Annotated in this window: 33 protein-coding genes and 1 tRNA gene; 12 read left to right on the top strand and 22 right to left on the bottom strand. The window is 40.0% G+C overall.

Translation table 11 applies throughout. The annotated features are described in order from the left end of the window. Positions 1–6: 6 nt before the first annotated feature. The 11 genes from EGM47_RS04475 to EGM47_RS04425 form a co-directional block, all read right to left on the bottom strand. The gene (locus EGM47_RS04475; protein WP_124979538.1) at positions 7–1,014 is read right to left on the bottom strand and encodes a hypothetical protein; all 1,008 of its coding nucleotides are present in this window, start codon (positions 1,012–1,014) and stop codon (positions 7–9) included. Next, entirely contained in the window at positions 1,015–1,674 is a 660-nt protein-coding gene (locus EGM47_RS04470; RefSeq protein WP_124979537.1) for a carboxypeptidase-like regulatory domain-containing protein, read from the bottom strand. It abuts the gene before it with no gap. 82 nt (positions 1,675–1,756) lie between these two features. Beyond that, the gene (locus tag EGM47_RS04465; protein WP_124979536.1) at positions 1,757–2,191 is read right to left on the bottom strand and encodes a hypothetical protein; all 435 of its coding nucleotides are present in this window, start codon (positions 2,189–2,191) and stop codon (positions 1,757–1,759) included. Beyond that, positions 2,188–2,646 carry a hypothetical protein gene (locus EGM47_RS04460; protein WP_124979535.1) on the bottom strand — a complete coding sequence of 153 codons (459 nt, stop codon included), beginning with the start codon at positions 2,644–2,646 and terminating at the stop codon, positions 2,188–2,190. Before EGM47_RS04460 ends, EGM47_RS04465 begins: the two co-directional genes overlap by 4 nt. A gap of 3 nt (positions 2,647–2,649) precedes the next feature. Then, entirely contained in the window at positions 2,650–2,832 is a 183-nt protein-coding gene (locus EGM47_RS04455) for a hypothetical protein (protein WP_124979534.1), read from the bottom strand. A 27-nt stretch (positions 2,833–2,859) separates the two neighbouring features. Further along, positions 2,860–3,738, bottom strand: coding sequence for a hypothetical protein (locus EGM47_RS04450; protein ID WP_124979533.1), 879 nt, complete (start codon positions 3,736–3,738; stop codon positions 2,860–2,862). Then, entirely contained in the window at positions 3,731–3,997 is a 267-nt protein-coding gene (locus tag EGM47_RS04445; protein ID WP_124979532.1) for a hypothetical protein, read from the bottom strand. The genes EGM47_RS04450 and EGM47_RS04445 overlap by 8 nt, the downstream gene beginning before the upstream one ends. 3 nt (positions 3,998–4,000) lie before the next feature. Next, positions 4,001–4,381: a hypothetical protein gene (locus tag EGM47_RS04440; protein WP_124979531.1), complete on the bottom strand. Its 381-nt coding sequence runs from the start codon at positions 4,379–4,381 to the stop codon at positions 4,001–4,003. Positions 4,382–4,448: 67 nt separating this feature from the next. After that, a complete protein-coding gene (locus tag EGM47_RS04435; protein ID WP_124979530.1) occupies positions 4,449–5,045 on the bottom strand; it encodes a hypothetical protein in 597 nt (198 codons plus the stop codon). Between the two features lie 41 nt (positions 5,046–5,086). After that, the gene (locus EGM47_RS04430) at positions 5,087–5,611 is read right to left on the bottom strand and encodes a hypothetical protein (RefSeq protein WP_124979529.1); all 525 of its coding nucleotides are present in this window, start codon (positions 5,609–5,611) and stop codon (positions 5,087–5,089) included. 3 nt (positions 5,612–5,614) lie between these two features. After that, on the bottom strand, positions 5,615–7,411 hold the full coding sequence (locus EGM47_RS04425) for a hypothetical protein (RefSeq protein WP_124979528.1): 1,797 nt from the start codon (positions 7,409–7,411) through the stop codon (positions 5,615–5,617). 232 nt (positions 7,412–7,643) lie between these two features. On the opposite strand from EGM47_RS04425, the gene EGM47_RS04420 reads away from it, so the two are divergent. Together EGM47_RS04420 and EGM47_RS04415 are read left to right on the top strand one after the other, a co-directional pair. Continuing rightward, the gene (locus EGM47_RS04420) at positions 7,644–7,868 is read left to right on the top strand and encodes a hypothetical protein (RefSeq protein WP_124979527.1); all 225 of its coding nucleotides are present in this window, start codon (positions 7,644–7,646) and stop codon (positions 7,866–7,868) included. A 254-nt stretch (positions 7,869–8,122) separates the two neighbouring features. Then, positions 8,123–11,971, top strand: coding sequence for a hypothetical protein (locus EGM47_RS04415; protein WP_124979526.1), 3,849 nt, complete (start codon positions 8,123–8,125; stop codon positions 11,969–11,971). A gap of 177 nt (positions 11,972–12,148) precedes the next feature. Here the strand turns inward: EGM47_RS04415 and EGM47_RS04410 are convergent, their stop codons facing one another. The 11 genes from EGM47_RS04410 to EGM47_RS04360 form a co-directional block, all read right to left on the bottom strand. Continuing rightward, positions 12,149–12,550, bottom strand: a complete 402-nt coding sequence (locus tag EGM47_RS04410) for a hypothetical protein (protein ID WP_124979525.1) — start codon at positions 12,548–12,550, stop codon at positions 12,149–12,151. Then, on the bottom strand, positions 12,547–12,765 hold the full coding sequence (locus EGM47_RS04405; protein WP_124979524.1) for a hypothetical protein: 219 nt from the start codon (positions 12,763–12,765) through the stop codon (positions 12,547–12,549). The genes EGM47_RS04410 and EGM47_RS04405 overlap by 4 nt, the downstream gene beginning before the upstream one ends. 58 nt (positions 12,766–12,823) lie before the next feature. After that, the gene (locus tag EGM47_RS04400; protein ID WP_124979523.1) at positions 12,824–13,081 is read right to left on the bottom strand and encodes a hypothetical protein; all 258 of its coding nucleotides are present in this window, start codon (positions 13,079–13,081) and stop codon (positions 12,824–12,826) included. Between the two features lie 98 nt (positions 13,082–13,179). After that, complete coding sequence (locus tag EGM47_RS04395) at positions 13,180–15,018, bottom strand: hypothetical protein (protein ID WP_124979522.1); 1,839 nt, start codon at positions 15,016–15,018, stop codon at positions 13,180–13,182. Between the two features lie 234 nt (positions 15,019–15,252). Beyond that, complete coding sequence (locus tag EGM47_RS04390) at positions 15,253–15,498, bottom strand: hypothetical protein (protein WP_124979521.1); 246 nt, start codon at positions 15,496–15,498, stop codon at positions 15,253–15,255. 2 nt (positions 15,499–15,500) lie between these two features. Further along, positions 15,501–15,686 carry a hypothetical protein gene (locus EGM47_RS04385; RefSeq protein WP_124979520.1) on the bottom strand — a complete coding sequence of 62 codons (186 nt, stop codon included), beginning with the start codon at positions 15,684–15,686 and terminating at the stop codon, positions 15,501–15,503. Next, entirely contained in the window at positions 15,671–15,871 is a 201-nt protein-coding gene (locus EGM47_RS04380; protein ID WP_124979519.1) for a hypothetical protein, read from the bottom strand. The genes EGM47_RS04385 and EGM47_RS04380 overlap by 16 nt, the downstream gene beginning before the upstream one ends. Next, positions 15,868–16,119 carry a hypothetical protein gene (locus EGM47_RS04375; RefSeq protein ID WP_124979518.1) on the bottom strand — a complete coding sequence of 84 codons (252 nt, stop codon included), beginning with the start codon at positions 16,117–16,119 and terminating at the stop codon, positions 15,868–15,870. The genes EGM47_RS04380 and EGM47_RS04375 overlap by 4 nt, the downstream gene beginning before the upstream one ends. Further along, the gene (locus EGM47_RS04370) at positions 16,116–16,367 is read right to left on the bottom strand and encodes a hypothetical protein (protein ID WP_124979517.1); all 252 of its coding nucleotides are present in this window, start codon (positions 16,365–16,367) and stop codon (positions 16,116–16,118) included. Before EGM47_RS04370 ends, EGM47_RS04375 begins: the two co-directional genes overlap by 4 nt. Positions 16,368–16,537: 170 nt before the next feature. Continuing rightward, positions 16,538–16,753 (bottom strand): hypothetical protein, encoded by a 216-nt coding sequence (locus EGM47_RS04365; protein WP_124979516.1) that lies wholly within the window; start codon positions 16,751–16,753, stop codon positions 16,538–16,540. A 97-nt stretch (positions 16,754–16,850) separates the two neighbouring features. Beyond that, entirely contained in the window at positions 16,851–17,174 is a 324-nt protein-coding gene (locus EGM47_RS04360; RefSeq protein ID WP_124979515.1) for a hypothetical protein, read from the bottom strand. A 145-nt stretch (positions 17,175–17,319) separates the two neighbouring features. Here EGM47_RS04360 and EGM47_RS04355 point away from each other — a divergent pair, with 145 nt between their 5' ends. The 10 genes from EGM47_RS04355 (at position 17,320) to EGM47_RS04310 (ending at position 25,229) form a co-directional block, all read left to right on the top strand. Next, a complete protein-coding gene (locus EGM47_RS04355; RefSeq protein ID WP_124979514.1) occupies positions 17,320–17,715 on the top strand; it encodes a helix-turn-helix domain-containing protein in 396 nt (131 codons plus the stop codon). Between the two features lie 658 nt (positions 17,716–18,373). Next, on the top strand, positions 18,374–18,835 hold the full coding sequence (locus EGM47_RS04350) for a Panacea domain-containing protein (RefSeq protein ID WP_124979513.1): 462 nt from the start codon (positions 18,374–18,376) through the stop codon (positions 18,833–18,835). Further along, positions 18,828–19,250, top strand: a complete 423-nt coding sequence (locus tag EGM47_RS04345; RefSeq protein ID WP_124979512.1) for a hypothetical protein — start codon at positions 18,828–18,830, stop codon at positions 19,248–19,250. Before EGM47_RS04350 ends, EGM47_RS04345 begins: the two co-directional genes overlap by 8 nt. A gap of 480 nt (positions 19,251–19,730) precedes the next feature. Further along, positions 19,731–19,805: transfer RNA gene (locus EGM47_RS04340), tRNA-Val, on the top strand. A gap of 12 nt (positions 19,806–19,817) precedes the next feature. Next, the gene (locus EGM47_RS04335; RefSeq protein WP_124979511.1) at positions 19,818–20,552 is read left to right on the top strand and encodes a type III pantothenate kinase; all 735 of its coding nucleotides are present in this window, start codon (positions 19,818–19,820) and stop codon (positions 20,550–20,552) included. Beyond that, positions 20,549–21,799 (top strand): hypothetical protein, encoded by a 1,251-nt coding sequence (locus EGM47_RS04330; RefSeq protein WP_240642217.1) that lies wholly within the window; start codon positions 20,549–20,551, stop codon positions 21,797–21,799. The genes EGM47_RS04335 and EGM47_RS04330 overlap by 4 nt, the downstream gene beginning before the upstream one ends. Positions 21,800–21,819: 20 nt before the next feature. Then, a complete protein-coding gene (locus EGM47_RS04325; protein WP_124979510.1) occupies positions 21,820–23,178 on the top strand; it encodes a hypothetical protein in 1,359 nt (452 codons plus the stop codon). Beyond that, positions 23,178–23,771, top strand: coding sequence for an LPS export ABC transporter periplasmic protein LptC (lptC, locus tag EGM47_RS04320; protein ID WP_240642205.1), 594 nt, complete (start codon positions 23,178–23,180; stop codon positions 23,769–23,771). Before EGM47_RS04325 ends, lptC begins: the two co-directional genes overlap by 1 nt. Beyond that, positions 23,764–23,955, top strand: a complete 192-nt coding sequence (locus EGM47_RS04315; RefSeq protein WP_124979509.1) for a hypothetical protein — start codon at positions 23,764–23,766, stop codon at positions 23,953–23,955. The genes lptC and EGM47_RS04315 overlap by 8 nt, the downstream gene beginning before the upstream one ends. 2 nt (positions 23,956–23,957) lie before the next feature. Further along, complete coding sequence (locus EGM47_RS04310) at positions 23,958–25,229, top strand: hemolysin family protein (RefSeq protein WP_124979508.1); 1,272 nt, start codon at positions 23,958–23,960, stop codon at positions 25,227–25,229. The last annotated feature ends 85 nt before the right edge of the window (positions 25,230–25,314 follow it).

The following is a 25,314-nucleotide window of genomic DNA, read 5'->3' as shown; positions in this document are numbered from 1 at the left end:
TTTGAATTAAAATGGTTCGTTGTCTAGGTCTCCGAACAATAACACAGTATTGATACCTCTATTAAGTAAATAGACCATTCCAGGATTACTTATCTGGCTTATTCTGCCGCTCATAGGTTCTAAATTGAAATTGGCAGCAGGGGAAAACGTTAATGTTCCAGCTCCATTAAAAAGAATTGGCGTAATACCACCGCCAGACCATACTTCATTGCTAAGTTGAATGTTACAGTTATCAGTATCAACAACTAACAGTTTTGAGTTATCTAAGCTCTGGAAACTATAATTTGCAGCAGTGATAGATTTATAAGTTTTCATCACAGACAACATCCCACCGAAACGCGGCCAGAAAACATCTACATTATTTCCGTTATAGGTTCCATCCAAATAAACCCTAGTCCTTGGACTATCCTGATTAAATAAGTGCCTAACAAATATGTTGGACTTATAAATTGAGGAAGCTCGTAAAGTTCCGTTTTTGACTTCTACGTTACCCTTAGTTATCTCAATCTTAGCAGATTCGGAAAAGTTATTTTTATTTCCTAATGCTAATTTATAGTTGTCAGTGTCAACTTCTCCGGTCTCAACAACACCCTGATAATCCACTCCTGGTGGACTTGGAGGAGGCAATTTATCCTCAATACGTTCATCTACATAAGCAGCATCCAATTGAGTAGGCTCCTGGATCCAACGCCCGTTATACACGATATAGTTGATAGACCGATCTTTGTTATTACTTGCCACCCAAGTTGGCAAAGGCAAAGGAAATGCTTCAATGACAGCGCCAACACTGACAAAATATCCTTTGAAATCTTCATCCCCATACGGTTGCCAAATTGCATCATTGGTATCAAAAAACCAACGTTGGTCCGCTTGACCTTCACGTATCAAGTCGGCCTCGTTCCCTCCAGCTTGGGGAAGCGCCTGAATTTCTGCAACAGTTTCAAATGCTCCCAAGTAATTACTTAATGGAGCGGGCGATACTGAGCCTTGATATTTCACAATTCCCGTACTCATTTAGATTTTGGCCTTTACAGGTTTATCGCTTACAGCATATAAGGTCAGTGCCAGTGCCGAAGCACCAGCGCCAACCCATAACCAGGGAAACTTTCTCTTTTTCGCCGTAATTGTAATTTGATCAAGAGCATCTGCACCGAGCTTGATAAGGTTTTCAGGATTTAGTGTTTGTTTTAACTTACTTCCTTGATATTGGATAACCGCTTGAATCGGAGCAGCGATATTGGGAATGATAAAATTCCCTTCAAAATCACTCATGGCATAGTTACTTTCATCCACATAAACTGTAGCTCCTGATACCGGATCTCCTTCAGAATCCACGATAGTTCCTGTAATGCCAAATGCCGTTTGCATTGGTTTATCAGGGCCTAATGAAGCAGTAAATTGATTGTCCACTAAACTCCCCACACTTACAGGATCGTAAGGCAAGATGTAAGAGGCAGACTGATCAAAAGGCTTCACTCCATCTAAAGAACCTTGAGGGTTTAAAAAACCTTGGGCATTGTTAAGTAGGGCATCAAAGGCGCTCCCAGGCGCTGGATGATTATCGTAGTCATCCTGATATTGTTGGTCCATGGGTGGCTTGACCACATCAAGAGAATAGCCATAACTTCCTTTCACTGCAGTTCCCTGAACTAATTCATTACATGTATCGCACATACTTTTTTGATTTAGTTGATACAGACCTGCTTTCACCAACCATGCAACGGAAATAGTGTCCACAGGTCATCATCAACGAGTATTAGATTTTCAGATCTTGAACTTCAAGCCTGTAATATTCTGGGTTGAACCAATTAAACCCGCGTTCTTCAATGATCAGATACAACTTGGTAGGTTCGTAATAATCTCTTTGAAATGCATGGATTTCTCCAATGCGTTCTCCTGGATTGAACTTGACAGTTCCCTCAACATTTGTCCAGATCCCATCTATATTTTCTACTTTTCTGAGCTCCAAAAATTTTATCGCATCCAGGTCATCGCCAATGGCCTTACCAAAATCTTCCGGGACCAAATTTCCAGTCCCAAATTCATTGGAGTCCGACTGTTGATCACCAACTCTAGTCTGAGAATGATCTTTACCCTTCTTGATTTTAGATATCACCACACCAGTAGTAACAAGTGCTGCAATAGCAACCACGCCCCCGCCAATCCAAATATGTTTTTGATTTTCCGTCATATTCCAAATATTCCAGGAAGGCGTTTACGGATGATCTCAAGGTGTCTGTCATTCAGCTCGTTTTGTACCCAGTCCCTCAAACCTTTATTGGGCAGGAACCAGACATTTTCATCCGTTCCAAATCCAGCCGGTGAATAAGATCTCTCTCCAAACATTTCTCCAACCTTGATAAAGTCATTATGGGAGAGCTTCACCACCACGTCAAATACATCTTGACTCTTTGTAAAGCCAATCATTAGTTTATGCAGTTGTTCTGAGATAGCTCGAGTACGAACGTCAGAAAGTGTTGAAGCTGGAAGGGAAGGATCCTCAGATTCACTTCTATCATCTTCCAAAAGCCCAGAGACGACCCGGTACCCAACATATAACAGGACCGCACCACCAATTGTATAGGCAATGGGCTTGCGATTCTCATAAACGAATTTTCCTGCTTTGGCGATGAGTACCGGATTCATATCTTACTTAACAAACATTTTTATCATCCCGAACTTCTTGAGTAGCATGTTCTCAGCCTTCGGTAATTTCTTCAGTTCCACCAATTTTTCAAGTACCTCTGTGCTAGCTAGGTTAAGCTCAGACATAGCCTGATATCTTTTGTTGGTGTCTTTTGGGTCTTTCCCAAGTATTACTAATTGTTGCATTGGATTTGAATTTATAGTTGATGATATTTAAGCAACCTCGTCCAGGTTTTCTTCAGCCTGTTGTTGCTTTTCTTGATGTTCATGAATGAGCTCTCTGATTTGATCGTCAAAGCCTTCAAAATTCTTAATACAGTAGACCAGGGAAGTCATTTTTTGGTTCAACCGCTCATCATTGAGCTGCAGCAATATATTTTGCAACTGCTGGATCGTGGCTGGCAATTGAGTTGCTGATCTCTGTTCCACTTCAGGCTTGGCCAATTGACCTGCATTTTCTGATCCTGGGCGTTTTGTAAGCGACTCCAGAAAGTCCATGACTCTGAGGGCTACTCCATCTTGTTCAGCAATGGCCATCAATCGATCCTGAGTAGAGGGCTTGGAATCCTCGAATTCCTTAATCTTGTTTTCAGCTTTTTCCAGCCTCTCCTTTAATTCCATATTCTCACGTTCAAATCGATCGGCATCATGCTTCCTTTGATTTAAGTTTATGATCTCAGGCATACTGAGCCCTACGACTGCAGATTGAAACTCTGGAGCTGCCAAAGCTGGCTGGACTCCTGGAATTGCATAATTCCCAGGTGGAGCTTGTTGGGGTTGCTGATTCATAATCGTTACTGAGAATTTATTGTTACTCAACTGATTGGATGGAATCCTGTCATAGGAATTCCCTCGTTTCCTTTTGATCTCAAAATCTAATCGACTCAGGTTCTTCTGCTTGGCCAGCTGAGTGACATGACGGTATATGTCTCCATCTGGTACCATTCCAGCATGAATCCATATATGATCCTCTCCTCGATAATTCTTCTTCAGAATGGCATCTCCAAAATCTGGAGCCATGATCTTTACCGCCCAGGTAATATTCTGGTTCAATAGATCATCCAATCGTTTGATGTCCGGGTGTTTACTCATTGTTGCATGGTTTTCTACGAATAAAGCTGTAGCGCAATAGGTTGTTTCCCCCTCCAGAGAATGTCACCTTCACAGTTGTATTCAATATTGCCGTGTTTTGTGTAACAGGAAAAGATCCACCGGGTTTGATTGGCATGCCATTGACTGTGACCGTTGATGTACCTTCGTTTGTCAAACCAAGGTTAGAGCAATACTGAATGTCCCAATTGCTCTCATTTTTAGTCAATGTACCTACTTCCCAAAATCCAGAATCCTGCATGGCTTATCTTTTATACAAGTGAATATCCTCTTTTGGAATCACGATCAATTCAACCTGGAGGACATGGTCCGCTGCAAGGTTTTCATCATCGTGGGTTGCACGGATATCATATGGACCATCGCATTCAATCCATAATGGTTTTACTTGGCCCAGATAAGAGCCTCCTCCTGAAGCTCTCCTGAATGCTGAAATATGTCGAGACTCAACAACTGGGTTAGAGTTCTTCAGAATTTCAATCCTAGTGTTCTTTGGGGTGTTTCCCTCGTCGTCAAAAACAGCGATTCCTGCAAGTATGGCATTGGGCAATTGAACGGTGTTGTTCCCTCCGTTCCCTCCAGCTTCAAGGATAACATCTACTACTTTATCAAGTGATCTTGTATTCATATTCAATAGAATTAAGAAGCCCTACCCTGATCAGGGCAGGGCTTCAATTGGATAAATTGTTTACGGATTAAAGTCCGATAACTTCAAAACCACTTAGCACCATCGCCAAAGCAGCATTTTTTCCAGCTCCAGATTGTACAGATAGACCATTGGGCGTCTCCACCACTGCACTTTGTTCTGCCTCATCCTTAAGGGCAATGACTTTATTCAAGTCAATACCAGGCATTGAAATCTTATTAGCGTCACTGGAGATTCCCTTGGTGATCGTGCGCACAGAACGCTCGGTGATCACGTTTCTATCCGTTTGAATAGTCAGGATGGATTCATTGATTGCATCATCGCTGATGGCACCAAAAACGGCCGCCTCTGCAGTCACAGCTCCATCAGCTGCCAATCCAGTGGAAAGTTCGATTCTGTTGACTAAGAATCCTCGACCCTGAGCAAGTCGGTTTCCAGAATCAAAGTCATTCAAACCTTTTACTCTGTTTCCAGACTTTAGAAGTTCAATAGGACCAGACTTTCCGGCCACAAGCGCCTTCACTGTCAATTCACTTTCGCGAAGCTCATAAGCTCCTCTTTTGATTTTCCCATTCAGAGTGGGAGAAAAGTACCCTGCTTTTGCAAGATCTTGTACCAATCGATTGTTGTATTCAAAATTTTTCACAACGTTCTTATTTAGAGATTAATAATTCTTGATTTAGGCTTTTAGTAGCCTGACATTCTTCTGACTTGAGTATAGCCAGGCAAATCATTCTGGACTTCCTTTAAAGAACCATCCTCCTGAATGGTCTGAACTAAATCGGTATCCCATAGAGAAGCGTCAACGGTTTCAGGCATACCTATTTGCCCATCTACGCCATTGCTCATTCCAGCATCGTAACCCAACATTGCGTTTGTGAATTTTGACTGGAATCCTTTGTCATTGTACTGGTCGGTCCCAACTTGAACAGGGTCCCACAACTTCTGACTGATAAATTGGGTTGTATCGACAGTACCGACTATACCAACACCAGCAGATGCCCCCTGGGCGATTGCCGCGATAATATCATCACCGTTGATAAAAGTGATCCCTAACGCACCCAAAGCGGTTGCTATGTAAGAAACATTCTCACGGTGCGCTTTAGGTATATACATAGTGATCATTCGATAGAGCCATGCAAAGAATATTGCAGAGCCGTAAAATGCAGGGCGCTTTTTGTCATTTTTGGTTTTAGGAAGTCCTACTTTCATAACTTACTTTTTAGATTGCTTTTTTTGAGTTTGAGTTTTTTGTTCTGGATTGTTATTCTTTAGAACTGCGGCTCCAGCGGCCAAAGCTCCAATTATTGCCATTCCCCAGCCCACAGGGGCAAGTGAGAGTGTTTTTTCTTTTTTATCGTCAATTGTCTGTGGAGAGTTATCAGCATTCCCAGATGGAAGACTTCCAACTGGCTGATTATTGGTAGGATTAGCGCTTGTCTTCGGTGTCAGTTTATATACTGGAACTGTCCAATTGCCGAAAGCTGTAGTAGGCAACGTAGATCCGTGCCATCCACCCACTGTAGATATCTCCCTATCACGGGCCATTGGCCTTGTCCCTATTTGCTGAATTTGAAAGTATTGACCCACCCTCTGAGTTACAGCTTGTTGAAGTTTTTTCATTCCCTCTGCTGCCAATCTATTTCCTTCTTTAGTAGATGCAGATTGATCCCATTTTGATTTGGCAAAACGAGCCTGATAGTAATTCTCTGAGAAAAAGATGAACTTGTTAAAGGTTTCTTCTGTGATTGCTTGACTGATCCCGCTGGTTTTCAAAAAATGTTCGCCATCCAATTTTGCATCTTCGGTTCCCATCTCCGGGCTCCCAGAAGAGGAGCCCCCAAACAATCCTCCTATTACTCCTCCAATACTTGAACCAACTCCGGGAGGCAATCCAAACGCTGCAGCTGTAGCACCGCCAGCAATGGAACCAATTGCCGATCCCGCGCTGGTATCTCCAACTCCGGTTGAACCACCTGTATTGAAACCTCCTGATTGTAGATTTCCTCCAAGGTTACCTAGAAAGCTGTCAAAATTGAATCCTCCTGTACTGGCAGTCCCTGTTGTTGAGATTGCACCTCCTGAAGTACCACCGAAACCTATAGACGCAAAAGGATTTGTAATTCCTGTGGACTTCCCAGTGAATATCTGCGTGGATAGATCTGTTGAAGACTTTAAACCCGCGTCAACTAATGGATATTTGGTTCCATTGATGAAAAGAGTATTTTCTTCCATCTCTACGATAGGGTGTCTACCTTGATCTAAAATCCTTCTAAGATGATTCTTTGCTGCTTCAGCCATTTTTGCATTGGCGCCATGAGCTACCAATTCACGCATTACTGAAATAAAAACGGCTACATTATATTCTGTCACATTGAGATCCAAAGGAGATTTTAGACCCTTCGACTTTCTCTTTCTTATAGCTCTAGTCGTTCTTTTTTTAATTTCAGGTTTATAAAGTCCTTGGTGTATCATAATGATGTCATCTGCCTCACTGTTTGGCTGTTGTTCTGTAAAACTTGTTGTGCCGTCTACGGCTAGCTCCTCTCCTTGATGATGGATCACTAGATAAACATGTGACCAGTTTTCAGGATCTGTATAAACTTTCTTGATACGTCTTATAGAATGTGGAATTCCCAAGTTCATGAGAATACTGGAGGCGGTGATCGTAACCCCTTTACAGTCAATTCCAGTCAACCTTGCGGACTTTGCACATCCAGGGGACCGGATATCTTGTGTTTCACCATCCATCCTATACCGGTAATTCTCCCATAGGAATTTGTTAATTCCATGATGAAGCTTCAAGGGGTCCCGTCCGTACATTTTCAGAAACTCTTGGGAAATCCTTTTTGTGTGGTGCAAAGTCTCCTTTACCATTTGCGCCATTTTCTCTATCGTGAATCGGGTGTTGCCCCTACCCATGTATCGAGTTCTGCATTCGGTACCATCAATCATGTTGATTAACTTGGTATCCGTGGTCAAGGTTTTATTTAAAAGATCGTACTCAGTCATTCGTTTAATACTCCTACTGAGCCACAAATCTATTTTGAGGAATTCTGAGAATTCCACGAATCGACGAGAGGTGTAAGGAATCAGAGATTTTTACTTCAATCATCAAATTTTTGCGGGATTCATCGAAAAAATGCTGTCAAAACGTACAACCTGCGTGGAATTCCGATAATTCCACACTGTTGATTCTTTATATTGCATGTACGACTATCGCTCAATCAATCGCTAGATTCCAATGAATATAGATACACTGGTGCCGTCAAAGGCACAACTGCTCAACATGTACAACAATTACCCCAAGCGCACACTCATGCGCATCATCCATGACGTCCAAACTAAGTACGGGGAAAGACCAGAACGCAAAAGACTTCACTGTCTGACCATTCCTGAATTTAGAGAATTGCGGGAAGAGCTAGGCGAACCATTGTTTGATACATTGGGTAGGAGATTGGCCAGTTAGGTAATCGACTAAGTGATATAAATGATTCTTAACCAACAGCAAATAAAAAGGAGAATCAGACAGCACTCATTATTTGCCTGCACTTTCTTTCCTTCAAGCATCCCGATCCGGCAGGATCCTCCATTGAACTGCCTGCAATTCATGTACTAGTCGTTTTTTATTCTTTAATTTGATCCAGAATATGATCCTGAAGTAATCATATATCTTTGTTGTGCTTCATGCATAAAACCGTTCATGAAAACAAGAATTAAAAGATGAAATTGAAGATATTCTTTTCTTGGCAGATGACTACAGATGCCAAATACAATAAATATTTCATATTGGATTGCATAGAAAAAGCTGTCAAGAAACTAAAAAACAAGCCCGAACTAAAGGAGGTTGAATTCGAAATAGAAGAAGGTATCTCAGGCGAACCAGGCTCCGTTCAATTAGCCTCCACAATCATGGATAAAAGAATTCCAAATTGTGATATATTCATTGCTGACTTATCTATAATTAATCATAATTTCCCTGATACAATCCCTCCTGAGGTTCAAAAAGTCTTAAGAGAAACGCAAAAACCAACACCAAACCCAAATGTTCTTTTAGAATATGGTATTGCATATAAATCTATTCAAGAAGAAAGAATAATTGGAATTGTAAATGGAACCTTAGGTTCATTAAAGGAAAATCAAGAATTACTTCCTTTTGATATAAAACACCTGAGATTTCCTGTCGAATATAACTTTTCACCGGAAGTTAACGATAAAGAAAAAGCTCAAAATCAATTAGTATCCAGACTAGTTGGAGCCATTAAAGAAACTGCAATTTTTGCACTTCAACATCAAAAAGATAAGTACAAACCCTTATCTGTATGGGGTGATTGGGAAAGAACGACAAATACATCTCAGAAATATTATTCTAGCGAGTTTATTAGTGAAATAACAAAGCAAATTTTAAGTGGTATTAGGAACCCAAATGAGAGTGTTCGATTAATTGGTCTATCTGGGCTTGGTAAAACAAGAATTTTACTAGAAGCTTTCAGGGCTAATGAATCAGAAGAATCTATATACTTAAATAGCAGAGTTCTCTACCTAAATTGTAATTATCATTCTAACGCTGATTATCAAGCTCTTTTCACAAGGCTGACAAGAGAACAGGAAGACAGAATTGTAATATTGGATAATTGCTCAAGAGCTCTTCATCGTCAGTTACTTCACTTTATTAAAAATGAAAACAATCGTATTTCCCTGATCACAATCGATTCTAATCCAGAAGAACTGGAGATAGATAAAATAAATGGAGTAAACTACATTTCAATCAAGAAAGAAGATTTATCGTCAATTGTTGATCAAATTCTTACCGAAGATATTGATGTATTGGGAAAGGATAATATTGAGAAAATAAAAGAGTTTTCTCAGGGTATTCCTTTAATGGCTGTACTTATAGGAGAAAGCATTAAAAACGGTGAAAAATTTATTGGTAAGTTAGACGATAAGGAACTTCTTGATAAACTTCTTGGTGAAAAGGGACAAAATGCTAGATATCGAACAATCTTAAAATCGTGTTCTATCTTTAACTATTTCGGCTATGAGGATGAATTAAAAACTCAGCTAGAATTTATTGCTAAAGATAAAAACATAACCAGCTTAACAGGAGATGACCAAGTAATCATTAATGAATTTCATGAAACCTGCACCCATTTCTTAAAACGAGAGATTTTTGAGAAAAAGGGTAGACTAATAGGTTTACGTCCTTTCCCATTAGCAATGTCGCTTGCACAGGAATGGCTTGAGCCATGTACACCCGATCGACTTCTAAATGTCATTACAAACATTGCAAAATTAAAAGAACCAGACAAGAAAAATCTATCTGAGGCTATAGCCGAACAAATGAAGTACCTCGGATATAATGATAAAGCCATATCCATTATTGAAAAAATTGTGGGGCCTCAAAGCCCTTTCGATAACGCGGGAGTTTTAAACTCTGAACTGGGTTCACGCCTCTTCCGCTCTTTTGTTGAAGTGAATCCAGTGGCTGTTTCTAAAAATTTAACAAGGGTCTTTTTAAATAAATCAAAAGAAGAATTATTAGAGATTAGTGAAGGGAGAAGAAATCTTATTTGGGTTTTAGAAAAGCTATGTTTTGATAAGAGAACATTTAACCAAAGTGCAAAGTTATTATTTGCTTTTGCTATTGCAGAAAATGAAACTTGGGCTAATAACGCAACTGGTCAATTCTTGCAATTATTCAAAATTCTACTGGCGGGTACAGAGGCTGATCTGGAAGAACGTTGGAAAATAATTGAATGGGGTTTGTCTAAGGAAAATGAGGAATACTACGAGCTTGCCATTAGAGCCATGAAATCTGGGTTAGCATATGGTCATTTTAGTAGGATGGGTGGAGCAGAAAGTCAAGGAAGCAAGAGACTTAGAGATTATCAGCCTACCGGTAATGAAGTAAGTGAGTACTGGACAAATATTCTAACCAAGTTAACACACATAGTAAAGACAGATAAAATACACTCTGAATCTGCGAGTGATGCTATTGCAAATAGTATTAGATCGATTTGTAATGCTCGCCTTGGCCATGTAATTATTCCTTTTGTTGAAGAAATATCAGTTCACAAAAAATATGATTGGGATGAGGGGTTGAAGGGGCTAAAGTATGCTAGGAAGTATGAGAGAGCATCATTGTCAAAAGACTTATTGGAAAAAATTAATGCACTAATTAACTCTTTGACAAAAATGGACTTTGTAACTAGATATAAAACAATATCCAGTTCCTACCATTTAGACAATGACGAATCCTATTCTAGTGAAAAGGTTAAGGATGCTATAATCAAATTGGCAGATGAGTTTATCATTGACCAATTATCCTGGGAGGAACATTTTCCTGTTTTTTACACCAATCAGCAAGTATATTCGTATCATTTCGGTAAAAGGATTTATGAACTGATACGGAATAATGCTGATAAAGTTGATGCGTTCATTGACCTATCAATAAACACTATTACCGATCTAAAAAGAGAAGAAAGGAATCTTACAGTTTTTGGTGGTTTCATAGCTGAAGCAAACTCTAAAATTAAAGAAGGCTTTTACATATCGCTTTCGAGAAATGAGGAGCTGAACTATCTCCTGTTTTATTTCCTTTCAATTGATGCTGAAGGAAAAAGATACTTCAGATTATTATTTGAACTTATCGAAAGTGGTAGGTGTGAATTAACAAATTTTGATGTATTTAGCTACAGCAACTCATTAAATCGATGCGATTTTGATGAATTAGAAGACTTTAGTAGTAAGCTATTTAAATATGGTGATGAAGGCTATGCACTAGTTTTTGATTTATTTTTTAATCTTGGTTATAATGACGATGAGCTAAAAACTACTCTCACACCCATTTTCAAAAAATGCATTTTTAGATTAGGAGCTTCTAAGAAAGAAAAAAGACAGCTTGACAATTATAAATGGTCGCAAACAATCTGTTCAATCTTATCTTCAAGTGATGAGTCAAAGCTTGCTGTATTTATCAACGGATCAATAATCGAATCAATTTCCTGGGATAATTCCTATCATCTCGACAATGATGCTCAAAGAATTTATGAGATTCTAATGAAAATTCACTTTCAATCTATTTGGAAAGACCTTTCAACCGCTTTGTTGTCAAAAGAGGATGACTATATCAAGTTTTATGGTCTAAAGCATATTCTTGGCTCACACATTGGGGGTGTAAGAAGAAGTGTTGGAGTTTTATTTGATGGAGACATTGACTTGATTTTTGAATGGTGTAAATCCAATCAACCTCTAGCTCCAGCAAGACTAGCTGAACTTGTTCCGATTTATGGAGAAAATAATAATCAGTATTCAATATGGCATCCAATAGCCAAAAGACTTATTGATGAATTTGGCAGCATTGAAGAAGTGCTAAGAAATTTAAGCTCAAATATGGAGACATATTCTTGGACAGGTTCAGTCGTGCCTCTTCTGGAAGCAAAAAAGGAACTGTTTAAGTCAATTGAAAATCATGAAATACAACTTGTTGCGGAATGGGCTACTAAATACTTGTCTTATGCTGATGAACAAATAAGGCAAGAAAAGAATCGAGATGAAGAAATGTATCTATGAAAAGCACGCAAGCACAACATTGTATAAGCGTAATGCGGTCTGAACAGCTAAAAATGAGCATTTTTGCTACTAAGATACTTTGCGTTGGGCGGACAGTGAATCGCTCCGAAATCCCGCACTACGCTTATACTTGACCGTTTACTTCAGGTTTAAGATCTAACATTTTCTTTCAAAAAATCATTTGACACCTATCTGAAACAAATCAAATGCGGCCGTCCAGGGATTCTTGGTCTCAATATCAAAAATTTCCTGTATCAGGTTATCAATCAATTCCCGCTGTCTCAACTGCATTTGCTGGTGAGTAGTTTCCATCTTGAGCAATCCATCGTAGATGATTTCAGCCTCGTATTTGTAAAATTCAAAACTGCCCTTTCCTGTGAACTTTCTTGAGTTGTACTTGAACTGGATGTCCTTAAATATCTTGGCCGCAATGTTCAGCTTCAATTTGTGTAGAGCTGCCCGATCACCGGTATAGGTGGAAACTACTATATCTGCCTGGAAAAATGTTTTAAGAGCTTCAACCAGTACCTCAATTGTGAGGCACTGATCATACTTAACCTTTATGGTTGGAATTCTCATAATTCCTGAATGTTTTTAATGTGCTCAATAAACTCAAACTCTGGACGGTCTGGTTCGCGATTCAAATAGAATATGGGATAAAACGGAAAATTGAACTTCCTTTTCCAACGTACCAGCATAGCGGTGGCTATGGCACTATCAGATTTTTGATAAGCTTCATCGTTCCAGTTGGAGTACCAAGCTCGAGAATTACCTGCTGGATCTGACCACCACATTTTTATCCGGCTGCAGTTCTTACAGCTTAGTTTTGCCTTTGGGGTGCAGGTGCAGTTGTTATTTCTCCCCATCTACATCTGCTTTCATATGGAAACTCAAGCCTCTGAGCAGTTTTACAATAGCCTCCCATCTTGACTTGTACAGCTCCATGTCATTTCTATACTGATTTCTGGAGATTCTCAGATTGTTCATTTCCCGATGGTCCTCCAGCATCTTGTCAATGGCTTTGGATTTACTGGGGATATCGTGGGATTCCATGTAGGCTTCCAACATTTCTTGGGCTTTAGGACTTAGGTTTCTAATCGTTAAGTGCATATTGAAGTCAGTTTTATGTACATATTATTGAATGTTTGATTGTTTTGCTGGCGTTTTTGGTTTCCTGGTGGCAGCTGCAGAAAGAATAATGCCTGCATTTATGGATTGTGCTTCGGTAATTGCCGAAATTGCACGTCTGCAATGATTCGGTCAATCTGTTTTGATACAGATTTTAACAGCTCGCTATTGCAATAGGAATCCAAACGTTCCCTGGTCCATTCTGTATTTTTAGGATCCAAGTATCTGGAAGCTGCCTTTCGGGCCTTGGTATAATCATTCCTGAGTCGTTTCATCTGCCGGTTTGATTTGATCTTGGTATTGATCTCCAGGATCTTGATCATCCGGCGCTCTCGCTCGGCCCTGCGCGTGGCCGTTTGTCGGTCTATTTTTTGGGCTCGTTGTTCCAGGTTCCAAAAGCTGATCTTTGATCCTCTCCAGAGATACTCATAAGCAAAGCGCGGGAAATAGTCGGTATTCTTTTTGAAACTGTAATCAGCCATACGGATCATGCGTTTGTACACCTTGAGCTGGTCCAGAATCTCTTGTTTTGAAAACACCTTACCGGTAAAAATCTTAAAAAGATTTTTGTCTATGTCCTGCAAAGCTTTGGACCAGTGGTATGGTTTCATTTGATAATGTTTGTCGATTCCTACATAAATCCGGGCAAAACACTTGAGAAATTCCTGATCGATCACCTTTTTAAAGTCCTGCCGGGTCAAGCTTCCCTCCTGCACTTCCCACTGAAGATCCTCATTGGGAATTGGCTCATAATGATCATAGAAATGTTCAGAAAGCTTTCGCGAAAGCGTAAATACATCCTGTACTCCAGCTAATAGTTCTATGCTTTTCGCCTGGGCCCGGCCGTTCTTTTCTGTTTTTGGAGCAATGCGGGCGGCCGGATCAGTTTCATTTTTCTGGAGCGCGGGAGGAATATTTATTTTTTTAACGTTCTGAAGCACGGGATCTGATTTAAAAGTTTGCACGCAATTGGTGTTCTGGTTCTGTTCTGGTTCATCTGCCGTAGGCGCCTTTGCGCCGTTCCGCATATCATTGAAGTTGGAAACTTCTTTTCTTTCTTTAAGGATTTCTAATGTTCTGGTTAAAGGGCCACCTAACAGTGTACTTTTTGTACACTCTGAATCCTTAGAAGATTGATCCTGAGCACTTAAAGAATTTTCAGATTCCTGGGGTTTTGGAGTCGGTTTTTGTGGTTTTTTAGGACCCTTTTTAGGCTCTTTCTCTTGAATATTAAGCAGTTTGGGGTTGAAATATATCTCGCTGGTTGCACGTGCGCCATGGCTGATAAATTGAAGAATTCCCGCGGCCTCCAGACGTTTGATCTGTCTTAGTACTGTTCTGTTGTCACACGACAATTGACGCAAGCCATCTTGTTTATATCTCAGTATGCGGTCACTATTTGTCTCGAGAGCAGGTAATGGTATCACCAGACTTAGATTGTTCTGCCGGCGTTTGGCGACATGAGCCGTAAGCTGTGCGCAATAGTATTTTAAAAGCACCGAGAGCAGTACATCATAGCTCTGCTTTAAGGGCTGTTTGCGCTCCAGTAAGTAATTGGTGCCATGCTCTACGTTGAACTCATGAATGAGCTCATTCCAGGCGGTCGGATCGGGATCATGCTTGCGGGCCTTCTTCTTCCTGGCCAATCTCATGATTGACTTTTGCCTCAGTTCTGTCCTGGTCGTCTTGGATTCTTCCAGTCGTTCCCTTTCTGCATTGTAGTTGTCCACTTGTATATTAAACTCTTCACAGTGGGAAGCATATTGATCATAAAGGATCCGATAGTTGATGGTCATGGAAGTAGTTATGTCCCGACCCTCCATAAATGGTGACCTATATAATTTATGACCAAATCTATTTTCTGATCTGGGTCCGTCTTTAGGTTCCAGGAATTGTGGTAATTGTAACGCGGAATTCATAAATTTGGGGAAGCTTTTATGTTTGTCGAGTTATTTAATCTGAGATTCAAAGCCTCCAGCTCTGTTAGGACGTTCTCAAATAGGTTTGAGCGAAAGTCTATGTTGAGTCTATCAGCAATCTCCTCATATACGTCTAGGGTAACATCTTTGAAGTGCTGATTCACGTCCTGACGATCAGGGTACTGAAAATCCCATAGCTGAAGCTCGAGGGAGTAGTATTTTTCTAGGAATTGATTAATTGTCATGTGTAGTTGGGGTCTTAATGTTCATTAATTCAAGAAGTATGGCGCCTACAGTGACACCGGTATCCACCTTGAAGTAGTCATCTATCCTGACGGTCTGGCCAATCTTGACGTCCTTGATGTTGGTGTTTGGGCAAAGACTTAGATGCATCAAAAAGCCATTGTAGGTTTTTGGAGTTTTTATGGAAGAAATTGCACCATCACCAACGCAGGTCTCTAAAAGTTCTCGTATGGTCATATCTAAGGCTCTGTTATAACTTGTAGATTATTGATAAGGATCTCACGGGCCCGAATGCACTGATCCAATTTGGCCGTGTATTCTGGTTCCAGGTCTCCCCAATCATTTTTACTATCCTCATTCATGCGCTTGAGGGCCCGGCTTAGCCGATTGATTTCCTCGCTGATCAATACTATAGCGTGATCCATATATGTCTTATTAAATGGACCACACCTAGCAATAGCGCAATTCCTAAAAGGAATACCAAGACATCCAGTAGGAAAATCTGTCTCTTGATACGTTCTTCTTTCTTATCCAATTCCTCAAGTCTCGCTTTCGCGAAAGCGGGATCGACATCTCTTCTTTGCGTTGCGTTTTTAGGTTCTGAGATCATAATTCTTCTTTTAGTAATAGCTCACCTCCGGTATAGAACCCGATGAAAAACAGGTCCGAAAAAAGTTGTGACTGGAAGGTTTGCTCTTCATCCACGATAAATCCAACAATTGCATGATGCTGATGATAGACTACTCCGCGTAGTTTTATGGATCTACTCTTCAAATAAAGGCTATCGGAATTCTTGAATTCCTCCAACTGCTTTCCTATCTTTTTTTCTACGGTGATAGTGATTAGTTTCTCACTCATGACTTATAAATTGAAATGGATACAGATACCGGGTCATTTTCTGTCCGGGCAATTCTTTTCCCTTGAAAACAAGGCAGGAACTTCCATAAGGGAAGCAGCGTGTATATGGTGTAGATCATTGTCCTATCACTTTTTGTTGTTTCTATGAGCGCACTAGCGTCAATGCGCGTCAATTTTTTACAAATAGCATCGCCCACGCTGGGCAATACAAGTTGTCGTTGATGATGACCTGTTTGAGGTGTGTACATGTTGTGGAATTTTTAAAATTTCTATTGATGTTTCATGGCTCATCAAGGGTTGCATCCTTGATGGTTCATGGTTTTAGCCAGGTGGTTTTTTCTTGTCGATTGTCATGTATTCAATTGTATATAGCCGTGGACAATGCTCCAGTGAACGTGTCCACGGCATGAAAGGAGCCTTAGCCCGCATTTGGTCTCTTTTGTTTGCGCTCTTCCTCCAGCTTTAATAGCATGGCCTTCATGGCGGTGATATTGTTAGTGTAATAATCAAATGACGCCTGGGCATCGCTCACAGGTGGTGCCGGTTCCCGGATAGCGTCCAGCAATGCATCTGCCTTCCTCCTTTCGGCTGGAGACAACATTTCATAAAATTGCGCAACTGCTATTGCTGACATCGATTATTACTTATATTTGTACCTCTTCGCATCTTAAGTGGAATTTTGATGCTATTGAAGTTTCAAAAGCCCGTAGCTCAAGCGCCGGGCTTTTTTGTTATATGGCCATACGTTCCTGGCCGATGTTTTTAATATCCTGTTTTGTAAGATCTTTTACTTCATTTCGGAGCATTTCACTCATTGCTGTAATTGTCGCGAGCTTTTTGACCTCTATGAGGCTATAAAACTCCTTTCCGGCGTAATACATATCGCGTTGTTGTTTGAGCGTGAACATATTCATAGCCTTGTCGTGAACCGAAAGAAACCTAAGTGCCGCACTTATAGAACATTGGGTTCTGATCATGATCTCAGTTGCATTGGCATAAACATTAATGCAGTTCTGGACCACACGCTGAGTTTTAAACTTTTTGGATGATGACATGATCTTTTTAGTATCTTAATAGGGCAATGATACACCAAATAAATGTTTTTCACACTATAAAAAGTATTTAAACACCGCTTTGAGGTATTAATACACCAAAAAACACAGGTAAAATCCACCTTTTCGGTGTGTATATTATTTTTTTATGAAAAGATTGAGTTCTATCAATTTAAACTATATCGCTAAGTATTTAAACTGGCGAATTGTTGATTTTGCTAGCGAGTATAACCTTAAACATCAAACCGCGAGCAGGTATTTTAAGGATAGAGATTTACCGATAGATCTAGCGATTCAACTGGCTGAGAGACTAAATATCAGTCTTGACTACATATATAGATATGAAATAACAGATAGTTATTTAAGGAGTAAGGATCCAGGATACCTTCAAAACACTATTGAGGAGACTGGAGAACTTCCAAAGCATGCGCAACCAGGTATGGAGGATCTAGCGGCCAAGGCCTTGCAGCAATTGATCGATGAAAGTGTGAAAAGGGCTTTGAAAGAAAGGGACAATGAAGAAAACAGCAGTAAAACCGCTTAAAGATCGTCTGGACAAAAAATCGGCAATAATAGGAATTGTGGAATTCCTTGCCATGAGTATAGATACTTAAATGTAAAAATCGAATGCCAACCACGTATAAATTATGATTGATAATAGCTAGGCAATTACCGGTTGCGATAGTCGTATTGAGCACCCGGGAAAGCCTGGCTTCTTCAATTAAGTGAAGAGCGATAGTCGTATCCTGCAATATAAGCTATCTAAGTAATGGAATTTTGAAAATTCCCGAGCAGGCATTTTTCCAGCTGCAGCAGCTGGGCCTTAATTATTTGCCTTTTTGATAATCTATTTATGCTGCATGAATTTAAGTCTTTCAGGTATTTTGTTTCTGCTTTTTTTTCAATCAAACGAAAATAAGGCCCGTTAGGCCACAACACTTAAATAATCCTTATAAGAAGTCCAAAAAGTAAAAGAAGGAAAGAAGGAAAGAAGGAAAGAAGGAAAGTATATAAGGATACTACCGACAAATTACACGATAGTTATAATCATTTTTAGAAAAGATTTTGGAACATAAATTGCAGCATTGAAGGCAACTAATATTACTCATTGATGAGTGTTATGTAATATACAGACACTTTATGGAATAATTATAATATATTTATCTCAAATAATTTAACTTTAAATAAAACCTACGAACCCAATGTACTCATGCTATGACATAGCGAAAAAATTTCTAAGCTTTGCTGAAGAAGAAGGTAGTCCCATGACCCCAATGAAGCTGTTAAAACTAACTTACATAGCTCATGGATATTATTTGGCTTTTTATGGCGAACCTCTCTTTAAAGAAGAAATCCAGGCTTGGAAATATGGACCAGTCATTCCTCGACTTTACTTTACAATCAAAATATTTGGTCAAGATTCAGTGTCCTTCAGTGCCTTAGACTCATTGTCAAATTCAGAAATAAAGAAAAAAGATGAAAAGTTTTTGAGATCAGTATACAATGCTTATAAGAGATTTACTGGACTAGAGCTTTCTTCCAAAACTCACACGGAAGATACTCCATGGGCACAAACCTATAATGGTTATCATTATCAGCAAATTGATAACAATCTTATAAAGGATTATTATAAAAAAAAGGTCAATCAAGTTTCGAATGGCTAAACAAAGAAAGCGAGATAATTTAAATCAAGATTACGAGGAGTACTTTGGGAGCTTTAACCCTGAACCTATCAATGATAAAAACGATTCTAAATCTGAGGAAGAAAACGACACTCTTTTTAAAGGTTCTCTAGAATCACTCCCCGATTGGATCGACCACAAAAAATTCTATCTTACCAAACAAGATCGTGATCAAGAGCGTACTTTAAGAAAACAAAATGCCCTTAAAGCTTTTGTTTTGACATGTATATGGAAAGCTTTCATTATTATACTAATTCTGCTTAAAGGTTTCAGTTTTTGCGGATTTGACTTAAATCAAGTGGAATTTTTATTTGTTATGGGCTCTCTAACCACCTCAGTCTTTCTATTTTATTTATTGGTGATGAAGTATCTTTTTGAGAGAAAAAAGCCGAAATAATTACAGCATTGGACTATGGTTTAAAATGGATACGACTATGTCCATCACAAAAGTTACGCATTTACGAATACGGGTCGACAATCCTTCTGCACTAGTCATACATCACGATTTACATTTTCCTTATTTATAAAAAAACTGCTATCTTGATAATCGCAAATAAAATCGATTACGTTACATTTGCAGCCCGTTTCGATCGGTTGCTTGTAGAACAATCCGTTGAGAATCAGTCCTGGGATTTTGTTGCCTCTATAGTGCTGCAGCCTGAAAATCCATGTGTCCCTGGTTCGATTCCTGGAGGTACCACAAAAGCCCGATCAAAAAGATCGGGTTTTTTGTTGATCACGGCAGTATTGGTTCACAAGCCCAGCTGCACTACTGTTAATATGTGCTAAACCTTTGTGTGGACATATGGCAGTAGCAGACAAGTGTTTTACATTTGTCCCAGCACAGGCAAAATGCCGTGTACAACCATAACAAATTGTGGGATTAGCTCAGTTGGTTTAGAGCGTTACGTTGACATCGTAGAGGTCGCTGGTTCGAATCCAGTATCCCACACAAGAAGGACCAATGATTGTAGTAGTAGATGTAGGTAACACCTCGATCAAACTTGCGGTAATGCAGCAGCAGGAGCCCCTCCTACTCTACCGAACGGATTCCAATGGACTTCAACCTCGCCTCACCGATATCAAAGAAAAGTATCCAGACATAGCTACTGTCGCAATTTGTGCTGTAGGAAAAATGGATGCAGCCTTTCGTCAGGTCCTGGAGCAGTATTTTACAGAGATTTTTGAACTTCGCCCCACAATGCATCTACCCTTCACCAACACCTATCAAAGTGAAACCATAGGAATGGATCGTTTGGCATTGATGGCTGGAGCACAACAATTGCGTAAGGAACAACAGGCCGTTTTGGTCATTGACGCTGGAACCTGTATCACATATGACCTGTTGAACAAGGACAATCAATATTTAGGCGGAGCTATTTCCCCTGGATTGCGTTTGAGGTATGAGTCCCTGCATAATTTTACAGCCCGATTACCGTTGTTGGAAAAAGAAAATGTAGAGGATTTTATAGGAAAAACAACAGCATCCTCCATGCATAGTGGGGTGATCAATGGGGCTACCCAAGAAATTCAAGGGGTAATCAATCAATATAAAGAACGATTTGACCATTTAGAGATCTTTATCACTGGTGGAGACGCCGATCTATTGGTCAAACAACTAAAAAACCGTTTCTTTGCCACGCCTTTTTTGATGCTTCAAGGCATAGAACAGCTTTACAATTTTAATCACAATTTATGATCAGAAGTATAATCATTGCGGTAATCCTTATGGCCAGCAGTTACAGTTTGGCCCAATCGCGTACTTCTTCCCCTTATTCCTTTTTCGGATTGGGACAGGAAACTTTTAAAGGCACCATTGAAAACAGGAGCATGGGAAGCATGCTCACTTATGCCGATAGTGTGCATATTAATTTACGTAATCCCGCAGCCTATGGAAGACTGCGTCTAACCACTTACACCATTGGAGGCGTCCATACAGAAACCTGGGCTTCTACTGAAAATGACAATGACACCTATGATGCGACAACCATCGAATACGTGAGCATCGGGATTCCAGTAGGGCGTCGCACTGCCTTTGGGTTTGGACTTATTCCTTTTAATTCCGTAGGATACGAAATTGGAAATATTTCTCCCACCAATTATACCAGATTCACGGGTGAGGGAAGTATCAACCGGGCTTATTTTAGCTTAGGTTACCAACTTTTGGATGCCTTAAGCCTGGGTGCTGAGTTTCGATATAATTTTGGTGAGGAAACCAACTCCTCCAGTGTTGCGATTAATACAGTCCAATTTGGAACCAATGAAACCAATGAGACCGATTTCAGCGGAGTTTCTTATAACTTTGGTCTGCATTTTCAGAAAATGATCAGTGATGACATGGAATTGCAAGCCAGCGCTGTCTATTCCCCAGAAAGCGATCTAAACGCCAAAAGTGAACGTAATTTGTCTAGCTTTTTCTTAAGGCAAGACCTGACAGAATCCATTGTCAATACTCAGGTTACAGAGACCAGCAATGAAGACGTTAAACTACCTTCTGAACTCACCTTGGGCATTGGGTTGGGAAAACCCTTGAAATGGAATATCGGTTTAGAATATGTGCAAAAAGGTAGTAGCTCTTTGACTGACAGAACCTTTGTTCCACAAAATGCTACATTTACCGATGCAAACATTATTAGAGCTGGTGGATTTTATATTCCCAATTACAATAGTATTACAAGTTATTGGGACAGAGTTGTTTACAGAGGCGGCGTGCGCTATGAAGAATTGGGGTTGGAGCTCAGGGGTGAAAACATAACCGAGTTTGGCATATCTTTTGGACTAGGATTGCCAGTGGGACGATCCAACGCCTTTTCAAATGCCAATATCGGCTTTGAATACGGACAAAGAGGGACAACGGATGCAGGGCTGATTAAAGAAGATTTTTTCAGCATTTCCATTGGACTTTCGCTAAATGACAGATGGTTCCAGAAAAGAAAATACAACTAAGTACTTAATATACCCTTATTATGAAATTAAAGAAAAATATCATCTTGGCAGGTATGGCTGTTTTTAGTGTCGCTTTCGCGAAAGCGCAGCAACCTAATGACTGTAATGTCATGTTGAGTATCTATGCGGAAAACGCAAAAGCTAAGAATTACGACGAAGCCTACAAACAGTTGGGGCAGCTGATGGAGAAATGTCCAGATGCCAGCGCCGCTATTTATCAATACGGGGAAAGAATTTACGAGGACCGTTTGAAAAAGAAAAAGGGTGATGAAAAGGAAAACGTTGAAGGTCTATTAAAGATGTTGACTACCCAGGCAGAGAAATTTCCAGACGTAGTAAATGAGACCAAAAAACAAATGGAAGCAGCCAGCGTCATGTTTAAATATGATGTAGGTACTGAGGACGAGCAATACAAAATCCTAAACAGTCTATTTAATAAAGACAGAAAGAACTTTACGGATCCAAAGGCGATGATGACTTATTTCAAACTGGCTGAAAAAAGATACGGTGCCGGTAAAATGGATTTGCAGGGATTATTTGATATCTATGACGCCTTGACTGCACACATTGAAGATCTTCAAGACGAACGATCCAAGGTAGTTACTACATTATTGGATAAAGAACAGGAAGGCAGTATTACGCAAACTGAGGAAAAGCAGATGAAAAATCAGCAAATCAACCTCAAGAATTACGGTATCGTAATGGGTAGTGTGAATGGAACCTTAGGAGCCTTGGCCGACTGTGACAAACTGATTCCATTGTATGATGCTGAGTTTGATGCCAACAGCACCAATAAGGGTTGGTTGAGCAATGTTTTAGTAAGACTTCAGAAAAAAGAATGTACAGATGCACCTCTTTATATAAAGTCTGTAAAAGCATTGCATGCCATGAATCCGAGCGCAAAAACTGCCTATGGACTGGGTAATATCGCTACCAATGATGCAGAGAAACTAAAATATTGGGACGAAGCTATTGCTCTGGGTGTAGACAAAGATCTGGAAGCCAATATTCACTACAAGAAAGCCACTATTTACAAGAATAAAGGACAAAATAGTAGCGCTAAAAAAGAATACCTTTTGGCTACTAAAGCTAAGCCTTCTTTTGGATTGCCTTATTTGCGTATCGCAGACATGATTGCCCAAAGTACCGGTAGCTGCGGAAGTAATCCTTTTGAAAAAAGAGCCATTAACTGGGTAGCTGCCAGATATGCAGATCGCGCTGCTAGTGTAGATCCGTCTATCAAAAGCACTGCTCAAAAAACCGCAGCCAGCTATAGAGCGGCGGCTCCAAGCAAGCAGATGGTATTTACCAGCAATTATAAATCTGGTAGCACAATCTCCTTTAATTGCTGGATCGGTGAATCGGTAAGAATTCCATAGTGAATAGGTATTTATTGCATATCATATCGCAGATCACGGCCATGGCCGTGATCTGTTTTTTGGCCTCCTGCCAAGACAATCTGAAAGCTATTGAGAAAATGGAAATGTCCAGTAACGAACCTATAGGAGAGGTCGAAAATATGCTGCTCAAACATACGGATAGCGGTAAGCTAAAGCTGAGTCTTCAAGGCAAGAACATGCTGGATTTTTCTAATGATGATTTTCCTTACACTCATTTTCCAGACGGTATTAAAGTCACCATTTACGAGACGCTTCAAGACAGCACAGCGATTACTACCATTCTAGCAGATCAGGCTACCAGTTATGATCTCACGGACATCGTCGACCTGAGAGGCAATGTCAGAATTATAAGGGCTGATGGTAATACCTTTGCTGGCGATCAACTGTATTGGGATCAATCCGATAAATGGATATTCACCAACCAAGCCTTTGAAACCAGACTGAAAGATGCAGAAACACAGGCAGATTTGGGTAACACCTCTGGAACAGTTCTGGATTCGGATGAAAACCTTAAATTAGTACAAGTAAGGAAAGCAGATGATGCCTTTTTGATAAACCAAGACAATGAGTAAATTCTTTAAATATTTTGAGTACGCCTATCTCATTTTTGCTGTCGTTTTTATTGCGACGGGAATCTATGAATATGAGGTCACACCCAACAGATCCTATTTGATGTTTGCCATGGCTGCAGTGGCAATTTTTATGTTTTTCTTTAAGCGACGTTTTCGTCGTAGATTTGAGGATCGCAACAAATAAATATGCTCACGCAGATCCTGATCATATTGCTGATGTTGGTGCTCAGTGCTTTTTTTTCTGGCATGGAGATCGCCTACGTATCTTCCAATAAAATCCATATTGAATTAGAAAAGCGCCAAAATGACTTTATTGGTCGGATTTTAGGTAACCTTACTGCCCAACCTTCCAAGTTCATCATCACCATGCTGATTGGGAACAGCATTGCCCTTGTGGTTTACGGGATCTTTGCTGGTGAACTCCTTACTACATTACTGGGCGATATTTACGCTCCTATTTCAGAAGGATTTAAGGGAATTTTGGTTCAAACTAGTATTACCACTATCGTGATTCTGTTGACCGCTGAGTTTCTTCCCAAGGTTTTCTTTCAAATCTATTCCAATGAACTTTTAAAATTTTTTGCCCTGCCTGCCTACCTGTTTTATCTGGTATTCTGGCCTGTTTCTTGGTTTTGTATTCAAATTTCAGATTTTATCTTGAAAACTTTCTTCAAGTCCGATGGGGATGAAGTGCAGCTTTCTTTTTCAAAATTGGAACTAGGAAATTACATCACCGAACAAATGGAAAGCGCGCAGGAGCAGGAGGATGTAGATACTGAAATTCAAATCTTTCAGAATGCACTGGACTTCGGAGGTCTTAAGGCCAGGGAAGTGATGGTGCCAAGAACAGAAATGATCGCTGTTCATCAAGACACAGACCTTAAAGAACTCAACAAAAAGTTCGTAGCGTCTGGACTTTCAAAAATCCTGATTCACGAAGACACCATTGATGATATCACTGGTTATGTACATAGTTTTGACCTATTCAATGCACCAGAAAGTATCCAGAATATCAAACGCAACGTGATCAACGTGCCTGAGACCATGCTGGCCAAGGACGTGCTCAATCTATTGATCAAAAGACACAAGAGCATCGCCATCGTACTAGACGAATATGGCGGAACCAGCGGTTTGATCACTGTAGAAGATATCATCGAGGAATTATTTGGTGAAATAGAAGACGAACACGACTCTGATCAATTGATCGATCAGCAGATCAATGAACGCGAATTTAAATTAAGTGCCAGATTGGAAGTCGACCAAATCAATGAAAATTATAAAATCGACCTTCCTGAAAGTGACCAATACGAGACCCTAGGAGGACTAATCACCCATGCCACTGCAGGAATTCCTGATGAAGGAGAAGAAGTTTTGATCGATGGAAATCACTTTAAAATTCTTGAAAAATCAGACAACAAAATTGATCTGGTCTATCTGACCTTGGGTGAAAAAGAGTAAGGCGAGGTGTTCTTTCAGCTCCTATCACAAATGATCAATTGTTCACTTTATCCAAGAAAAAAAGTCCGATAGCCTTTTATCGCAA

The sequence above is a fragment of the Nonlabens xiamenensis genome, assembly GCF_003865345.1.
In the GTDB taxonomy this organism is placed as follows: Bacteria; Bacteroidota; Bacteroidia; order Flavobacteriales; family Flavobacteriaceae; genus Nonlabens; species Nonlabens xiamenensis.
Note: the sequence above shows the minus strand (reverse complement) of the source record. Positions and strands in the feature narration are given on the sequence as shown.

Coding starts and splice junctions, on each gene's coding strand:
- EGM47_RS04475 (WP_124979538.1), bottom strand. CDS start 1,014: ATGAGTACGGGAATTGTGAAATATCAAGGCTCAGTATCGCCCGCTCCA.
- EGM47_RS04470 (WP_124979537.1), bottom strand. CDS start 1,674: ATGTGCGATACATGTAATGAATTAGTTCAGGGAACTGCAGTGAAAGGA.
- EGM47_RS04465 (WP_124979536.1), bottom strand. CDS start 2,191: ATGACGGAAAATCAAAAACATATTTGGATTGGCGGGGGCGTGGTTGCT.
- EGM47_RS04460 (WP_124979535.1), bottom strand. CDS start 2,646: ATGAATCCGGTACTCATCGCCAAAGCAGGAAAATTCGTTTATGAGAAT.
- EGM47_RS04455 (WP_124979534.1), bottom strand. CDS start 2,832: ATGCAACAATTAGTAATACTTGGGAAAGACCCAAAAGACACCAACAAA.
- EGM47_RS04450 (WP_124979533.1), bottom strand. CDS start 3,738: ATGAGTAAACACCCGGACATCAAACGATTGGATGATCTATTGAACCAG.
- EGM47_RS04445 (WP_124979532.1), bottom strand. CDS start 3,997: ATGCAGGATTCTGGATTTTGGGAAGTAGGTACATTGACTAAAAATGAG.
- EGM47_RS04440 (WP_124979531.1), bottom strand. CDS start 4,381: ATGAATACAAGATCACTTGATAAAGTAGTAGATGTTATCCTTGAAGCT.
- EGM47_RS04430 (WP_124979529.1), bottom strand. CDS start 5,611: ATGAAAGTAGGACTTCCTAAAACCAAAAATGACAAAAAGCGCCCTGCA.
- EGM47_RS04425 (WP_124979528.1), bottom strand. CDS start 7,411: ATGACTGAGTACGATCTTTTAAATAAAACCTTGACCACGGATACCAAG.
- EGM47_RS04420 (WP_124979527.1), top strand. CDS start 7,644: ATGAATATAGATACACTGGTGCCGTCAAAGGCACAACTGCTCAACATG.
- EGM47_RS04415 (WP_124979526.1), top strand. CDS start 8,123: ATGAAATTGAAGATATTCTTTTCTTGGCAGATGACTACAGATGCCAAA.
- EGM47_RS04410 (WP_124979525.1), bottom strand. CDS start 12,550: ATGAGAATTCCAACCATAAAGGTTAAGTATGATCAGTGCCTCACAATT.
- EGM47_RS04405 (WP_124979524.1), bottom strand. CDS start 12,765: ATGTGGTGGTCAGATCCAGCAGGTAATTCTCGAGCTTGGTACTCCAAC.
- EGM47_RS04400 (WP_124979523.1), bottom strand. CDS start 13,081: ATGCACTTAACGATTAGAAACCTAAGTCCTAAAGCCCAAGAAATGTTG.
- EGM47_RS04395 (WP_124979522.1), bottom strand. CDS start 15,018: ATGAATTCCGCGTTACAATTACCACAATTCCTGGAACCTAAAGACGGA.
- EGM47_RS04390 (WP_124979521.1), bottom strand. CDS start 15,498: ATGACCATACGAGAACTTTTAGAGACCTGCGTTGGTGATGGTGCAATT.
- EGM47_RS04385 (WP_124979520.1), bottom strand. CDS start 15,686: ATGGATCACGCTATAGTATTGATCAGCGAGGAAATCAATCGGCTAAGC.
- EGM47_RS04380 (WP_124979519.1), bottom strand. CDS start 15,871: ATGATCTCAGAACCTAAAAACGCAACGCAAAGAAGAGATGTCGATCCC.
- EGM47_RS04375 (WP_124979518.1), bottom strand. CDS start 16,119: ATGAGTGAGAAACTAATCACTATCACCGTAGAAAAAAAGATAGGAAAG.
- EGM47_RS04370 (WP_124979517.1), bottom strand. CDS start 16,367: ATGTACACACCTCAAACAGGTCATCATCAACGACAACTTGTATTGCCC.
- EGM47_RS04365 (WP_124979516.1), bottom strand. CDS start 16,753: ATGTCAGCAATAGCAGTTGCGCAATTTTATGAAATGTTGTCTCCAGCC.
- EGM47_RS04360 (WP_124979515.1), bottom strand. CDS start 17,174: ATGTCATCATCCAAAAAGTTTAAAACTCAGCGTGTGGTCCAGAACTGC.
- EGM47_RS04355 (WP_124979514.1), top strand. CDS start 17,320: ATGAAAAGATTGAGTTCTATCAATTTAAACTATATCGCTAAGTATTTA.
- EGM47_RS04350 (WP_124979513.1), top strand. CDS start 18,374: ATGTACTCATGCTATGACATAGCGAAAAAATTTCTAAGCTTTGCTGAA.
- EGM47_RS04345 (WP_124979512.1), top strand. CDS start 18,828: ATGGCTAAACAAAGAAAGCGAGATAATTTAAATCAAGATTACGAGGAG.
- EGM47_RS04335 (WP_124979511.1), top strand. CDS start 19,818: ATGATTGTAGTAGTAGATGTAGGTAACACCTCGATCAAACTTGCGGTA.
- EGM47_RS04330 (WP_240642217.1), top strand. CDS start 20,549: ATGATCAGAAGTATAATCATTGCGGTAATCCTTATGGCCAGCAGTTAC.
- EGM47_RS04325 (WP_124979510.1), top strand. CDS start 21,820: ATGAAATTAAAGAAAAATATCATCTTGGCAGGTATGGCTGTTTTTAGT.
- EGM47_RS04315 (WP_124979509.1), top strand. CDS start 23,764: ATGAGTAAATTCTTTAAATATTTTGAGTACGCCTATCTCATTTTTGCT.
- EGM47_RS04310 (WP_124979508.1), top strand. CDS start 23,958: ATGCTCACGCAGATCCTGATCATATTGCTGATGTTGGTGCTCAGTGCT.